Here is a 14,584-nt window from a genome sequence, read left to right on the forward strand (position 1 = left end):
GAATCTACAGGCTTGACGCCCTATCAGGCGTGATACTGGCCGCCATTGATGGTCAGCGTCGAGCCGGTGATGAAGCCGGCCTCGTCGGCGGCGAGGAACACCACGGCGCGCGCGATCTCCTCGGGTTCGCCGAGACGATTGACCGGGATCTGCGGGATCACGTTCTTTTCCAGCACGTCCTTCGGCACCGCCTGCACCATCTCGGTGTTGATGTAGCCCGGTGCGATCGCGTTGACGGTGATGCCGCCCTTGGCGTTCTCGATCGCGAGCGCCTTGGTGAAGCCGATGTCGCCGGCCTTTGCTGCGGAATAGTTGACCTGGCCGAATTGCCCCTTCTGGCCGTTGATCGACGAGATCGAGATGACGCGGCCGAACTTGCGCGCGCGCATGCCCTCGATGACCTGGCGCGTCATGTTGAACAGCGAGCCGAGATTGGTGTTGATGACGGCGTTCCACTGCTCGAGCGTCATCTTGTGGAAGGCGGTGTCCCGGGTGATGCCGGCGTTGTTGACGAGCACGTCGACGGGGCCGAGCTCGGCCTCGACCTTCTTCACGCCTTCGGCGCAGGCATCGAAATTGCTGACGTCCCATTTGTAGACGGCGATGCCGGTCTCGGCCTTGAACTTCTCCGCCGCCGCATCATTGCCGGCATAGCTCGCCGCGACCTTGTAGCCGGCCGCTTTCAGCGCCTTGCTGATCGCAGCTCCGATGCCCCGCGTACCACCCGTCACCAGTGCAACACGTGCCATATCGTATTCCTTCCCTTGGACTCTGCGGACGTTTCTGAGTGATCGTTTTAGATGCGGATTATGCGGTTGGTTTGGCGGACATCAAGAACAAAACGCCCGGCGTCGAGCCGGGCGTTTGTATTTAGTCGAGGCTGGCGCTGTTGCGAAGAATATTTGATTTGCAACCGCCGCCTTTTTAGTCGCGTGCGATGCACTCATCTATGTGTGCAGCGCACGCGCAAGTGACACGTAAGTTAGATGTCAGCTTCAGTCGCGCGCCAGGCACATCGCGATACCCATGCCGCCGCCGATGCACAGCGTGGCGAGGCCCTTCTTCGAATCGCGCTTCTGCATCTCGTGCAGCAGCGTCACCAGCACGCGTGCGCCGGAAGCGCCGACCGGATGGCCGATCGCGATCGCACCGCCATTGACGTTGACCTTCGAGGTGTCCCAGCCGAGATCCTTGTTGACGGCGCAGGCCTGCGCCGCGAAGGCCTCGTTGGCCTCGATCAGGTCGAGATCGCCGACGCTCCAGCCGGCCTTCTTCAGCGCGGCGCGCGAGGCCGGGATCGGGCCCGAGCCCATGATCTTCGGATCGACGCCGGCTTGCGCCCAGGACACGATGCGCGCAAGCGGCTTCTTGCCTTCCTTGGCGGCCTGCTTCGCCGTCATCAGCACAACGGCAGCGGCGCCGTCATTGATGCCGGAGGCCGAACCCGCGGTGACCGTGCCTTCCTTCTCGAAGGCGGGCTTGAGCTTCGCCATCCCGTCGAGTGTTGCGCCATGACGCGGATATTCGTCGGCGCTGACGACGATGTCGCCCTTGCGGGTCTTGATGGTGACGGGAACGATCTCGTCGTTGAACTTGCCGGCCTTCTGCGCCGCCTCGGCCTTCTGCTGCGAGTGGACCGCGAACTCGTCCTGCTGGGCGCGGGTAATCTGCCATTGGCGCGCGACGTTCTCGGCCGTATTCCCCATGTGATAGCCGTTGAAGGCATCCCACAGGCCGTCCTTGATCATGGTGTCGACGAACTCGACCGGGCCCATCTTGACGCCGCCGCGCAGATACTGGGCGTGCGGAGCCATGCTCATGGATTCCTGGCCGCCGGCGACCACGATCTCGGAATCGCCGTTGAGCAGCGCCTGGTAGCCGAGCGCGACGGTGCGCAGGCCCGAGCCGCAAAGCTGGTTGACGCCCCAGGCCGGGCTCTCCACCGGAATGCCGGCGGCAATCGAGGCCTGGCGGGCCGGGTTCTGGCCCTGAGCCGCGGTCAGGATCTGCCCCATGATGACTTCGGAGACCCGGCCGGGCTCGATGCCACCACGCTCCAGCGCGGCCTTGATGGCGATGGCGCCGAGGTCATGGGCGGGAAGGGTCGCGAACGCTCCGTTGAAGCTTCCGACCGGGGTGCGGGCGGCGCTGACGATGACGACATCGTCTGACATGGGCATCTCCTGGTGTTGAAAGGGGGCAGGCGGGGCTGGGGAAACGGCTCGCCAGTCTCGAATGGCATCCTGTTAACGTCGTTGAGGCATGTCAATCGGCCGGCGACCGAATTCATGCCGCAACGCATTCAAAATAGCGTTCTTGGCGCTTTCGCAAGCACGTTTTTGCTGCCCGATTAACCGTGGCGCACAAAACGGTAGCGTGACCCCTTTGAAAATGCTTATTTTGTTGCGTTGCGTACTCTTCCCGCCCTGCGGCATTATCCGCCGGGTTCCCGTTCTCCGCGCTTGCAAGTGAGAGCCCATGGCGAAATCAGACCAACCCACCACCATCAAGAAATACGCGAACCGCCGGCTCTATAACACCGGAACGAGCACCTACGTGACGCTCGAAGACCTCGCCGCCATGGTCAAGGACGGAGAGGATTTCCTAGTCTACGACGCCAAGACCGGCGACGACATCACCCGCTCCGTGCTCGCCCAGATCATCTTCGAGCAGGAGAACAAGGCCGGCCAGAACCTGCTGCCGACCACCTTCCTGCGCCAGCTCATCCGCTTCTACGGCGACAGCATGCAGATGGTGGTGCCGAAATATCTGGAGCAGTCGATCGCGACGCTGACCCAGGAGCAGGAGAAGTTCCGCAAGCAGATCGCCAACTCGCTCTCCGGCACTCCTTTTGCTCCGTTGGAAGAACAGGTCCGCCGCAACATGGAGCTGTTCCAGCAGACCTTCTCGATGTTCAAGCCGTTTGCCCCCAACGCGGGCCGTCCGGCGACCAGCCCCGAACCGGAGGCCGACGCAAGCGCTGCGGCGCCGACGGACACCAGCAACATCGACGACCTGCGTCAGCAGATGAAGGACATGCAGGAACGCCTCGAGCGGATGTCGAAGAAGGACGAGTAGGGATTTCGTTCGCGCCGGCGCGTCCACCTGCGGCGGGCGCGCGGGCCGCCGGTTCATAGCAGCGCGACTTGCGCGCTGTTGTCCCGGCCAGGCCGGAGCCGCCATGTCCGACCGCAGCACCCACTGGGACAACGTCTACGCCACCAAGGGCGAGGCCGAGGTAAGCTGGTTTCAGGACAGCCCGGCGATCTCGCTCGATATGATCCGCTCGGCCTGTCCTGACCATGGCGCCGCCATCATCGACATCGGCGGCGGTGCTTCGCGGCTGGTGGACGCTCTCCTGCGGGACGGATACCGCGACCTCGCCGTGCTGGATCTCTCCGCCAACGCGCTTGAAGCGGCGAAGAAACGAATCGGCCGGGCCGCTTCAGCAGTCGACTGGATCGTTGCCGACGCCACGACATGGCGGCCGGGGCGCAGCTACAACGTCTGGCACGATCGCGCGGCATTTCACTTCCTGACCGATCCGCGCGACAGGGCCGCTTACGTCGAGCGCCTGCGGTCGGCGATTACGCACGGCGGCCACGTCATCATCGCGACATTTGCGCTTGATGGCCCGGAGAAATGCAGCGGCCTGCCGGTGCAGCGGCACGACAGCGCGAGTCTTGCAGCGGAGCTTGGGCCGGAGTTCGAGCTGATCGAGACGCGGAGCGAGACGCATCACACGCCGTGGAAGTCGACCCAGGCGTTTCAGTTCAGCCGGTTTAAGCGACGCGGCTAGGACGAAGGAAAGTGCGGCGCCCTACGCCGCCAGCTTCACCGCATGCGCAAAGTCCCAATAGAGCTTCCGCGCTTTGGTGTAGAGCGGGCCCGGCTTCAGCTCGCGATCGTCGATGCGGATGACGGGGGCGACCTTGGCGAAATTGCCGGTCGAGAAAATCTCGTCGGCAGCGAGGAAGTCGGCATAGCGCAGCGTCTTCTCGACCACGGTAACGCCGTCGCCGCGCAGCAGGCTGATGACGCGCTGGCGCGTGATGCCGTTCAGGAACGTGCCGTTCGGGACCGGCGTGTAGACCACGCCGTCCTTGGCCATGAACACGTTGGAATTGCCGAACTCCGCGACATTGCCGAGCATGTCGAGCATCAGCGCGTTCTGGAAGCCGCGTCCGGCCGCTTCCGCGAGCGCCCGCGAATTGTTCGGATAGAGACAGGCGGCCTTGGCCTCGACCGGCGCGCATTCGGCGGTGGGCCTACGGAACGGCGACAGCGTGATGGCGTTGCCGACGGGTTTCGGCATCGGCGCCTCGTAGATGCACAGGCACCAATTGGTCGTCTCGGGGTCGAACAGCACGCCGCCGCCCGAACCGTTCTGCGCCCAGTACATCGGACGGACGTACAGCTCGGCATTCGCGGCGAAGCGCGCGATGCCTTCGTGTGCGAGCGAAAGCCAGGTGCCGGTGTCGACCACCGGCTTCAGGCCAAAATTGATCGCGGACTGATTGGCGCGGGCCACGTGACGGTCGAGGTCGGGCGCGACGCCCTCGAACGCGCGCGCACCGTCGAACACGACCGAGCCGAGCCAGGCCGCATGCGTGCGCGGGCCCATGATCGGCACGTTACCGTCGTGCCATTTGCCCTCGAAGAAGGTCCAGCTCGGCGAATATTCGATCGGTTTCTTGATCTCGGCCATGACCGGCCTCCCTTGGAAATATCCGGGCACTATTGTCCCAATGTCTAAATGATTCCCTGCTGGGATATGGTGCGTTACCCTCTCCGACGAGGGGAGAAGGATCCATGCCGCTCGATCCGCTTGCAAGGCGTTTGTTGACCATGATGGCTGCGGCCGCCCCGCAGGGGCGGAGCCGGCCGAGCGTGGAGGCGCGGCGGCAGTCGCTGGCCAAGCTGATGCAGTTTGCGCGCACTGATGCGCCGGATGTGACCACCGCCGACGGCACGCTTCCGGGTCCCGGTGGAGAGCTGCCCTATCGCCTTTATTCGCCTGCTTCTGCCGGCGACCGCGCGCCGGGCTTCGTGTTCTTTCATGGCGGCGGGCTCGTGGCCGGCAGCATTGCGACGCATGACCGCATCGCGGCGGCGCTGGCGCATGTAACCGGCTGTCGCCTCGTCTCGGTCGATTACCGGCTCGCGCCTGAGCACAAATTTCCTGCTGCCGTCATTGATGCGATCGCGGCCACGGAGTGGGTCGCGCGGCAAGCTTCGTCGCTGGGCATCGACGCCGAACGGCTGGTGGTCGGCGGTGATTCCGCCGGCGCCACGCTCGCTGCGATCGTGTGCCAGGAAGCGATGCAGACCGCCGGCCTCTCGATCGTCGCGCAATGCCTGATCTGCCCGGTGCTGGATTTCGAGGAGACATCGCCTTCACGCGAGGCATTCGCCGAAGGCCATCTGATCGATCGCGCCACCATCGAAGTCGATCTCGCCGATTATCTGCCCGATGGCATCGACACCGCCGACCCCCGCATCTCGCCCTTGCGCGCGACGCGTCTTGCAGGCCTTCCGACCGCGATCATCCACACCGCCGAATTCGATCCGATGCGCGATGAGGGCAATGCCTATGCGCGCAAGCTGCTCGCCGCGGGCGTCGCGGTCGAGCATGTCTGCCATGATGGCATGGTCCACAATTTCCATGCCATGGGCGCGATCCTGCCGCAGGCGCAGCTCGTGCTGTCGCAGATCGGCGAACAGGTTCGGCGGGCGGTGGAGAAATGAGGCGCTTTCTTACCCTCTCCCCCTGTGGGAGAGGGTGGATCGCCGCGTAGCGGCGCTTCGCGCCACCTTCTCCCGCAAGGGGAGAAGGGAAGAAAGCATCACGCGCGCGCGCCGAGCACGGCCCGCGCCGCCACGACATATTCCAGCCAATGCGCATCCGCATAGCGTTCGGCCTGCCGTGCGCAGCTGACGTCAGGGGCATGGGCGGCGGCAATCGTGCGCGCGAATCGCTCTTCGGCGACCGTCACGTCGCCAGGCTCGGCCGACGGTACGCTAGCCGCCGCCGCGGTCGGAGCGACAGCGAGGCCCGCCAGACCAGTGAGCAGGATGCGGCGTGACGTGTTCATGGCTGTGTCCTTCCAATGTCCGGCCCGCACTCCGGCCGGCGCGTGTGTCGGTGCGATTACGGCAGGGTAGCCGCGCACATCCGTGCCGTCCATCGCTTACGGATACCGCTTGACCACCCGAGCGATCACGTTCCATCCAACAACGGTTCCGTCATCAAATCGCCACGCGTCGGATTGTCACGTGTCCCATCACAACCCATCGCATCGCCAGGCTTCGCGCGCTGTCGCGATGGGACTGCTTTGTCTGACGATCTCGGCAGGCACTGCCTACGCTGCCGACGATGAGGACGACGCGCCGGCAAAGCCCGATGTCCCCAACATCTACCTCGATCTTCGCACGATCTATGCGACCATCCCCGCCGTCACGCTCGGGCTCGGCTTCGGCAACACATCATTGTCGGCCGCATTCGAAGCGCTGGCGGTACGCAGAGGCAGGACGCTGCCGAGCGGTTTGCCGGCGGCGTCCGCAAGCGCGTGATGAGCGCGCAGGTCTTTGCCGACAAGGTTCAGTTCGGCCTCACCATGAGCATCGGCATGGCGGCAGCCACCGTCAGCATGTCCGGCATCGACGCGCCGATGGGCGCGGCCGATCATGCGCTCTACCAGGCCAAGGCCGAAGGCCGCAATCGCTGCATCGCCTGGGCGCCCCCGCCGCCTGTAAGCAAGGCGGCGGAGTGATCGTCGAGCAGCGTCTACTCTGGCACCGGCACGTCAAACGTGTTGAGCGTGACCGAGACCATGCAGTAGACGCCGACGAGATAGGACAGCTCGGCCGCGCCGTGCTCGCCGAACTCCTTCACCGCGGCGCGCCAGGTCAATTCCGGCAGCACGCCGCCGCTGACCAACGCGGACGCAACGTCGTAGGCGACGGCCTCCTGCTTGGTGAGATCGACCGGCCGCTGGCCCGCGACGATGGTCGCGAGCTTCTCGTCGGAGAGGCCGCGCTGCTCGGCAACGAGCACATGAGCATAGAGCTCGTAGCCGGAGCGGAAATGCGAGCCGGTGACGAGGATCGCGACCTCGCGCACCGGCGCCGGCAGCAGCGGGTTCGACGCGATTGCCTTGACCAGCTCCCACACCGGCTTGCCGAAGCGCGGCTCGCGGATCCAGGGATTCCACGGCCCCAGCAGCGCGCCGTCGTCGCGCATGTTCACGAAGCCCTTGAAGTGGTCCTTGATGCCGGCTCGCATGTCGTCATAGAGCGGCTTCTGTTCGTCGGTCAGATCTTTCGGATCGAGAATGGGAAGGCGCACGGCATGATCTCCTCGTTGAGAAGAGGCGAAGTTCACCCGCGTGTGCGTGCAAGGCAAGTGAAGTTGCCGTGACGATCGTGCCATTTTGGAAGTGGCAGGGAAACGTCGGCTAGGATGCCTCGGGGCTTGGTGCGATCTGCGGATTTCCGACGTCGTCGACATCGAGCGTCAGTGGCTCGCCCGTCGTGAGGAACGACGACAGGGCCGCCTCGATCGGCGCAGGATCGAGGCCGCGCCCCTTCAGCCATTCGGGCTCGTAATAGGTCTGCCGGTAGCGCTCGCCGGAATCACAGATCAGCGTCACCAGCGACCCTGATACGTTCGCCTGTCGCATCTCCGAGGCGAGGCGGCACAGTGCCAGGAAGTTGGTGCCGGTGGAGCCGCCGACCGCGCGGCGAAGCCGGCGCGACAGCACGTTCATCGCCGCGATCGTTGCCGCATCCGGGATCTTCATCATGCGGTCGACCACGCCGGGGACGAAGGAGGGTTCGCAGCGCGGCCGGCCGACGCCCTCGATCAGCGATGGGCGTTCGCAAACGTGAGAGCGGTCCTGCGTGCGGAAGCAGTCGAAGAAGGCGGAATGCTCGACGTCGGCGACGCACAGCCGTGTCGGATACTGGCGATAGCGCAAGTACCGTCCGATGGTGGCCGAGGTGCCGCCGGTGCCCGCACCCATGACGATCCAGTCGGGAATCGGACGCGGCTCGCCCTGCAATTGCGTGAAGATGGATTCGGCGATGTTGTTGTTGCCGCGCCAGTCGGTGGCGCGCTCGGCAAAGGTGAACTGGTCCATGTAGTGGCCGTTCAGCCGGGTAGCGAGCGCAGCGGCTTCCGCGTAGAGCGCGCGGCCGTCGTCGATCAGATGGCAGTTGCCGCCATAATGCTCGATCGCGGCTATCTTCTCCGCCGAGGTCGTGCGCGGCATCACGGCGTAGAAGGGCACGCCGATCATCTGCGCGAAATAGGCTTCCGACACCGCCGTCGATCCCGACGAGGCCTCGACCACGGGCGTGCCTTCGCGGATGTGGCCGTTGCAGAGCGCGTAGAGGAACAGCGAGCGCGCAAGGCGGTGCTTCAGGCTGCCGGTCGGATGCGTGGACTCATCCTTGAGATAGATGTCGATGCCTGATAGCGCCGGCACGATCAGCCGGATCAGATGCGTGTCGGCCGTGCGGCACTGGTCGGCCTCGATCGCGGCGACGGCCTCGTCCACCCAACCGCGCCGATAGGCCGGCCCGGCCGGATTGAGATGGCGGAACGGGAATGTCTGCATCGAACGAATCTCCCATGATGCGGATCGCGCATCAAGTGCACTGGATTTTGTTTTGACGCGTTTTATGACGCGAACCGGTTTCCACTTCGCTGGAAAACGCTATGGCTCAAAACTCCAGCGGTGCGTTGTCGACGACCTCCTTCATCACGAAGAAGGTGCGGGTCTGGCGCACGCCGGGCAGCGCGATCAGCTGTTCGCCGTGGATGCGGTTGAAATCCTCCATGTCGCCGACGCGGATCTTGAGGAAATAGTCGAAGTCGCCGGCGACGAGGTGGCAGTCGAGCACGCATTTCAGCCGGGTGATCGCCTGCTCGAAGGTGGCAAAACTCTCCGGGGTCGAGCGGTCGAGCACGACACCGACCATCACCAGCGTGCCCTTCGCCACCTTCTTCGGCGCGACCATGGCGCGGACCGCGGCAATGAAGCCGTCCTCGAACAGGCGCTGGGTGCGGCGATGGCAGGTGGCGGGGCTGATGGCGACGGTTTCGGCCAGCTCGGCGTTGCTCAGCCGGCCATTATTTTGCAGCAATCTCAACATCTTAAGGTCAGTGCGATCGAGTCGGGCGGACATGGAAGGAGCTTTCTATATTTGGCTATAGTTCGGAAGAAAGTAGAGCTATTGGACGCGGGACTGCAAGATTTGCGATAGTTTCTGCGCAATATTTGAAAGCACATTTGCTCACGGCGGTGCTAGGCGCTTGAGCCAATTCAACGCCAATCGGGATGACCCAATGATGCTGGACAAATTTCCGCGCTATCCGCTGACCTTCGGCCCGACGCCCATCGAGAAGCTGGAACGGCTGTCGAAGCACCTCGGCGGCAATGTCGAGATCTATGCCAAGCGCGAGGACTGCAATTCCGGCCTCGCCTATGGCGGCAACAAGCTGCGCAAGCTCGAATACATCATCCCCGACGCGATCGCCTCGAACGCGGACACGCTCGTCTCGATCGGCGGCGTGCAGTCCAACCACACCCGCATGATCGCGGCGGTCGCAGCCAAGATCGGCATGAAGTGCCGCCTGGTGCAGGAAGCCTGGGTGCCGCACGAGGACGCCGTCTATGACCGCGTCGGCAACATCATGCTGTCGCGCATCATGGGCGCCGACGTGCGCCTGGTGGACGACGGCTTCGACATCGGCATCCGCAAGAGCTGGGAGCAGGCGATCGAGGAGGTGAAGGCGGCGGGCGGCAAGCCTTACGCGATCCCCGCCGGTGCCTCCGTGCACAAATTCGGCGGCCTCGGCTATGTCGGCTTCGCCGAGGAAGTGCGCAAGCAGGAAGCCGAGCTCGGCTTCAAGTTCGACTACATCGTGGTCTGCACCGTCACTGGCTCCACCCATGCCGGCATGCTGGTCGGCTTCGCCGCCGACGGCCGCGCGCGAAAGGTGATCGGCATCGACGCCTCGTTCACGCCGGCGCAAACGAAAGCGCAGGTGCTCACGATCGCGCAGAACACCGCCAAGCTCGTTGAACTCGGCAAGGACATCGTCGAAGACGACGTCGTGCTGATCGAGGACTACGCCTATCCGGCCTATGGCGTGCCGTCGGAAGAGACCAAGGAAGCGATCCGCCTCACCGCACGGTTAGAGGCGATGATCACCGACCCCGTCTATGAGGGCAAATCGATGCAAGGCCTGATCGACCTGACCCAGAAGGGCCATTTCGAGAAGGGCGCAAAGATTCTCTACGCCCATCTCGGCGGCGCGCCGGCGCTCAACGGGTATGGGTACGCGTTCCGGAACGGCTGAGGCTGCGCCGTACCTCGCGCCTCCACTCGCTGTCGTCCCGGGCAAGCGTAAGCGCAGACCCGGGACCCATAACCCCAGGGAGATGTTTGGTGAAGAACGTCTCCCCGTGTGCCCCAAGATAAATCACGCGGTATGGATCCCGGATCTGCACTCCGCTTCGCTGCGCTTGTCCGGGATGACGAGAAGCCCTACCGCGTCTTGACGATCTGGAGCAGTTCGTCGCCGTAATGCTCGAGCTTCTTGTCGCCGATGCCGGGCACGTTGCGGAGCTCGTCCAGCGTCGTCGGCCACGCCCGGACGATGCCGTCGATGGTGGCATCGTGCAGCACGACATAGGCCGGCACGCCGCGTTCGCGCGCGATGTCCGAACGCCAGGACCTCAGCCGCGCACGCAATTCGGGATCGACATCGCCCTGCGGCGCGTTGGCCGCAGGCGCGAGGTCACCACGGCGCGATTTTGTCCGGCTCGCGCGAACACGCGTGCCCGGTGCTTCCTCGCGCAGCCACACCTCGGTCTCGCCGCGTAGCACACCGCGCGCGCTCTCCGTCAGCTTCAGCGCGCCGAACGCCTCGCTGTCGCTGTACAAATGCCCCATCGCCACCAGCTGCCGCAGCACCGTGCGCCACTGCTTCTCGTTCAGCTCGCGCCCGATGCCGAACACGGACAATTTGTCGTGGCCGAACTGCGTCACCTTTTCGGTGAGGCGACCAATCAGGACGTCGATCAGCTGCATCGCACCGAAACGCTGCCCGGTGCGATAGGCGCAGGACAGCAGCTTCTGCGCCAGCACCTTGCCGTCGCGCATCTTGGGCGGCGTCAGGCAGTTGTCGCAATTGCCGCAATTGTTCGCCGTCTCGGCCTCGCCGAAATAGGCGAGCAGCCGCTTGCGCCGGCACTGCGCGGTCTCGGCGAGGCCGACCAGTGCGTCGAGCTTGCCGATCGACACCCGCTTGAAATCGTCAGAACCGCTGGACTCGTCGATCATGCGGCGCTGCTGCACGATGTCGGAGAGACCATAGGCCATCCAGGCCGCCGACGGCTTGCCGTCGCGCCCCGCCCGCCCCGTCTCCTGATAATAGGCCTCGATGCTCTTGGGCAGATCGAGATGGGCGACGAAGCGGACGTCGGGCTTGTCGATGCCCATGCCGAAGGCGATGGTCGCGACGATGACGATGCCGTCCTCGTTGAGGAACCGGTCCTGGTTGCGCGAGCGTATGCCGCTGTCGAGCCCGGCGTGATAGGGCAGCGCCGCAATGCCGGCGTCGTCGAGCGCGGCGGCAACCTCCTCGACGCGATTGCGCGACAGGCAATAGACCACGCCGGCGTCGCCCGCATGCCGCTCCCGGATGAATTCTTTCAATTGCGACACGGCGTTGCGCTTGTCGACGATCTCGTAGCGGATATTCGGGCGGTCGAAGCTGGAGACGAATTGCGGGCTGTCGGCGAGCCGGAGGCGCTCGACGATCTCCTTGCGGGTCAGCTCGTCGGCGGTCGCGGTCAGCGCGATGCGTGGAACGTTCGGAAAACGTTCGGCGATGATGGAGAGGCCGACATATTCGGGGCGGAAGTCATGGCCCCATTGCGAGACGCAATGCGCCTCGTCGATCGCGAACAGCGCGACCTTCGCTTGCGCCAGCAGCGACAGGCAGCGCGGCGTCACCAGGCGTTCCGGCGCGACATAGAGCAGGTCGAGATCGCCCGCGATCAGGCGGCGCTCGATGTCGGAAGCTTCCTGCAGCGTCAGCGACGAGTTCAGCGCGGCGGCGTTGACCCCGGCCTCGAGCAGGCCTGCGACCTGGTCGCGCATCAGCGCGATCAGCGGCGACACCACGATACCGCAACCTTCGCGCAGCAGTGACGGCAATTGATAGCACAGCGACTTGCCGCCGCCGGTCGGCATCAAGACCAGGCAATTGCCGCCATCCGTGACATGCCGGATGATCTCGCCCTGCGCACCACGGAACCCCGGCAGGCCGAACACCGAATGCAGCACCGACAGCGCGTCGCGGCCGTTGGCCGGCGCAGGCAGAGGGGCGGTGGAAGGAGCGGACATGGGCGCGTCGGTGCAAGGCCGTAGGATTCGTCACAAGGCCAGTCGCATGACGGCGCGGGCGTGGCAAGACTGTTTGGATGGCAGACAGGACTCTTCCCCTCTCCCCTTGCGGGAGAGGGTGGATCGCCGCGTAGCGGCGAGACGGGTGAGGGGTATCTATCCACGGATTCGGTAAAGCTTGCTCTGCGGAGACATACCCCTCATCCGGCGCCATAGCCGAAGCTTTGCTTCGGCGTTCCTAGGAACGGCGGCCGAAGGCCGCCTATGCCACCTTCTCCCGCAAGGGGAGAAGGAAGAAGAAGCTACGCCCCGATCCGTCGCAGCGCTTCCGCCACCGTCACGATCGGCATGTCGCGCTTCCCGGCCGCCTCCAGCGCATGGCGCATCAGGTGCGGCGTGCAGCCGTAGGGGCTTGGCGCGTCGGCGACGTCGTGGCCGTAGAAGATCAGCCATCCGCCGCTCGCGACCGCCTCGTCGAAATAGCGATCGACGCCCGCAATATCGATCTCGCGATCGACCAGAGGCGAGGCGCGCAGGAACTGGAGGTCGATGACGTCGCGATTGACGCCGGGAAGGATGCCGCGCGCCGAGCGAAAGGCCTTTGCAAGCTGCGGCTTGCGCCAGACCGAGGCGATTCCATAGGGGTAGGCGAAGTTCTCCAGCGTGATCGAGGAATCGATGGCGTGGAAATGGCTGCGGTTACGCTCGATCTCGCACGCCATGGCGGCCTCGTCGAGATCAGCCGAGCTCTGGTGCGAAAAGGTATGGCAGGCAATCTCGTGACCGGCCCGGTGAAGCCGCACGATCGCGTCGTTCGACAGACCGTGCCAATGATCCGACGGACGATTGATCAGGCTGCCGGCGAGGTAAAACGTGCCGCGGCCACCATGCGTCTCCAGAAGCGCGGCGCCCTCGCCTGCGGCGCTATCCGGCGCGTCGTCAAACGTGAAGCTCACCATCGGCGCATGCGCAGGCAGCCGGTGCGGCGCGGCACGGAAATGCCGGGCCAGCCGATTGCTCACGCGTCCCTGGAGTGCCGACCACACGACTGCGTTTCCTGCGGTTCCCTATTTCTCTACTGAAACATTCGTGCGCTGGTAGAGGCAAGCCTAACGCCCGGGTAATCCTAATGCGGAACCAACGCCCTTCGTCTAGCGTGCCAGGACCGAAATATCGGCTTCCGCACCGAGATATTGCAGCCAGTTGCGGAAAAGCGCCGCCGCGGCGCTGCCGGCGGCGATATCGGCGCGCAGATTCAGCGCAGGTAGTTCGTTGGTGAGCGCGGGGTGGCGCTGTTGGGTCGCCTTCTTCTCGAAGCGGGTGAGCTTCTCTTCGGTCGCTGCGTCAAAATAACTCACGGGCAGGTGCGGATACGCCTCGCGCTCGCGCGCGAGATAGCGGCCGATATCGCGCAGATATTCGCGCTGGAGCGACAGCGCATCGTATTCCGGGTGGCCCTGGAAGAACACGAAGCGGCTGGCATATTGCCTGACGAAGATATCGACGCCGGCCTTTGCCGAACGCGTCAGCACCTGATAGCCGGCCTGCGTGAGATCGCTCTCGGCGATCTCGTTCAGGCGGGAATGCGAGACCTTGAGGGGCGCAGGCGCAACGCGCGTCAGCGCATCGTTCGTCGCAGCTTCGCAGTCGAAAATGCCGTGACATTTGGCCGGGAGCCGCCGCCGCGCGATGCCGTCGAGATGCAGCACCGCCGCATGCGCGGCGAGGCACGACCAGATCGTCGAGCGCGTGTTGACCTTGGCCCAGTCGATCAGGTCGGTGAGGTCGCGCCAATACGGCTCCTGGTCGAGCTCGGGCGCGACCGGCTCGGCGCCGGTCACGATCAGCCCGTCGAACTTGTGGTGCCTGAGCTCGCTGAGTTCCGAATATTCGCTTTCGACATGCCACTTCGCCTCGGGCGACCGCTTCACCGAGGGCAGCGAGAAACAATGGAAGCGGATGCGGCGCGGACCTGCAGCCGCCTGGAGCAGCCGCATGAACTGCCGCTCGGTCGCCTTCAGCGCCGGATCCGGCATGTTGTTGATCAGACCGATCGTGAGATCGGCGAAACCGTGATCGCGCGCGAGATCGCCCGCGGCCGGCACCAGTGCCGGACTCGATATACCTTGATCCCTGTCGATCAAGATCGTCATCGGCGCCG

Annotated in this window: 16 protein-coding genes; 6 read left to right on the top strand and 10 right to left on the bottom strand. The window is 64.6% G+C overall.

Annotation, left to right across the window (positions count from 1 at the left end):
- Positions 1-23 precede the first annotated feature (23 nt).
- Both phbB and AB7535_RS34295 read right to left on the bottom strand, forming a co-directional pair.
- Positions 24-749, bottom strand: coding sequence for an acetoacetyl-CoA reductase (phbB, locus tag AB7535_RS34290; protein WP_028149509.1), 726 nt, complete (start codon positions 747-749; stop codon positions 24-26).
- 246 nt (positions 750-995) lie between these two features.
- A complete protein-coding gene (locus AB7535_RS34295) occupies positions 996-2,174 on the bottom strand; it encodes an acetyl-CoA C-acetyltransferase (RefSeq protein WP_166346296.1) in 1,179 nt (392 codons plus the stop codon).
- Positions 2,175-2,478: 304 nt separating this feature from the next.
- On the opposite strand from AB7535_RS34295, the gene phaR reads away from it, so the two are divergent.
- Positions 2,479-3,078: a polyhydroxyalkanoate synthesis repressor PhaR gene (gene phaR / locus AB7535_RS34300; protein ID WP_071908507.1), complete on the top strand. Its 600-nt coding sequence runs from the start codon at positions 2,479-2,481 to the stop codon at positions 3,076-3,078.
- 103 nt (positions 3,079-3,181) lie between these two features.
- Complete coding sequence (locus tag AB7535_RS34305) at positions 3,182-3,799, top strand: class I SAM-dependent methyltransferase (protein ID WP_354113782.1); 618 nt, start codon at positions 3,182-3,184, stop codon at positions 3,797-3,799.
- A gap of 21 nt (positions 3,800-3,820) precedes the next feature.
- Here AB7535_RS34305 and AB7535_RS34310 read toward each other — a convergent pair whose 3' ends face one another.
- Positions 3,821-4,708, bottom strand: coding sequence for a branched-chain amino acid aminotransferase (locus AB7535_RS34310; RefSeq protein WP_028159599.1), 888 nt, complete (start codon positions 4,706-4,708; stop codon positions 3,821-3,823).
- A gap of 104 nt (positions 4,709-4,812) precedes the next feature.
- Here AB7535_RS34310 and AB7535_RS34315 point away from each other — a divergent pair, with 104 nt between their 5' ends.
- Positions 4,813-5,748, top strand: coding sequence for an alpha/beta hydrolase (locus AB7535_RS34315; protein WP_354113781.1), 936 nt, complete (start codon positions 4,813-4,815; stop codon positions 5,746-5,748).
- 98 nt (positions 5,749-5,846) lie between these two features.
- On the opposite strand, the gene AB7535_RS34320 is transcribed toward AB7535_RS34315, so the two are convergent.
- Positions 5,847-6,095, bottom strand: a complete 249-nt coding sequence (locus AB7535_RS34320) for a hypothetical protein (protein ID WP_063986016.1) — start codon at positions 6,093-6,095, stop codon at positions 5,847-5,849.
- Positions 6,096-6,276: 181 nt separating this feature from the next.
- Here AB7535_RS34320 and AB7535_RS34325 point away from each other — a divergent pair, with 181 nt between their 5' ends.
- Complete coding sequence (locus AB7535_RS34325) at positions 6,277-6,573, top strand: hypothetical protein (RefSeq protein ID WP_354113780.1); 297 nt, start codon at positions 6,277-6,279, stop codon at positions 6,571-6,573.
- Positions 6,573-6,773 (top strand): diguanylate cyclase domain-containing protein, encoded by a 201-nt coding sequence (locus AB7535_RS34330; protein WP_354113779.1) that lies wholly within the window; start codon positions 6,573-6,575, stop codon positions 6,771-6,773. The genes AB7535_RS34325 and AB7535_RS34330 overlap by 1 nt, the downstream gene beginning before the upstream one ends.
- Before the next feature lie 14 nt (positions 6,774-6,787).
- Here the strand turns inward: AB7535_RS34330 and AB7535_RS34335 are convergent, their stop codons facing one another.
- From AB7535_RS34335 to AB7535_RS34345, 3 genes are all read right to left on the bottom strand, one after another.
- Positions 6,788-7,348 carry a carboxymuconolactone decarboxylase family protein gene (locus AB7535_RS34335; protein WP_028149518.1) on the bottom strand — a complete coding sequence of 187 codons (561 nt, stop codon included), beginning with the start codon at positions 7,346-7,348 and terminating at the stop codon, positions 6,788-6,790.
- Between the two features lie 109 nt (positions 7,349-7,457).
- Positions 7,458-8,621: a PLP-dependent cysteine synthase family protein gene (locus tag AB7535_RS34340; RefSeq protein ID WP_354265337.1), complete on the bottom strand. Its 1,164-nt coding sequence runs from the start codon at positions 8,619-8,621 to the stop codon at positions 7,458-7,460.
- 106 nt (positions 8,622-8,727) lie between these two features.
- Complete coding sequence (locus AB7535_RS34345) at positions 8,728-9,192, bottom strand: Lrp/AsnC family transcriptional regulator (protein WP_354113777.1); 465 nt, start codon at positions 9,190-9,192, stop codon at positions 8,728-8,730.
- Between the two features lie 163 nt (positions 9,193-9,355).
- Between AB7535_RS34345 and AB7535_RS34350 the strand changes: the two genes are divergently transcribed.
- Positions 9,356-10,369: a 1-aminocyclopropane-1-carboxylate deaminase gene (locus tag AB7535_RS34350; RefSeq protein ID WP_354113822.1), complete on the top strand. Its 1,014-nt coding sequence runs from the start codon at positions 9,356-9,358 to the stop codon at positions 10,367-10,369.
- Positions 10,370-10,557: 188 nt separating this feature from the next.
- Here the strand turns inward: AB7535_RS34350 and recQ are convergent, their stop codons facing one another.
- From recQ to metA, 3 genes are all read right to left on the bottom strand, one after another.
- Positions 10,558-12,423, bottom strand: a complete 1,866-nt coding sequence (gene recQ / locus AB7535_RS34355; RefSeq protein WP_354113776.1) for a DNA helicase RecQ — start codon at positions 12,421-12,423, stop codon at positions 10,558-10,560.
- A 302-nt stretch (positions 12,424-12,725) separates the two neighbouring features.
- Complete coding sequence (locus tag AB7535_RS34360; RefSeq protein WP_354113775.1) at positions 12,726-13,469, bottom strand: polysaccharide deacetylase family protein; 744 nt, start codon at positions 13,467-13,469, stop codon at positions 12,726-12,728.
- Between the two features lie 105 nt (positions 13,470-13,574).
- The gene (metA, locus tag AB7535_RS34365; RefSeq protein ID WP_439037481.1) at positions 13,575-14,576 is read right to left on the bottom strand and encodes a homoserine O-succinyltransferase MetA; all 1,002 of its coding nucleotides are present in this window, start codon (positions 14,574-14,576) and stop codon (positions 13,575-13,577) included.
- Between the last annotated feature and the right edge of the window lie 8 nt (positions 14,577-14,584).

It is taken from the genome of Bradyrhizobium sp. 956_D2_N1_4 (assembly GCF_052076025.1).
GTDB lineage: Bacteria > Pseudomonadota > Alphaproteobacteria > Rhizobiales > Xanthobacteraceae > Bradyrhizobium > Bradyrhizobium barranii.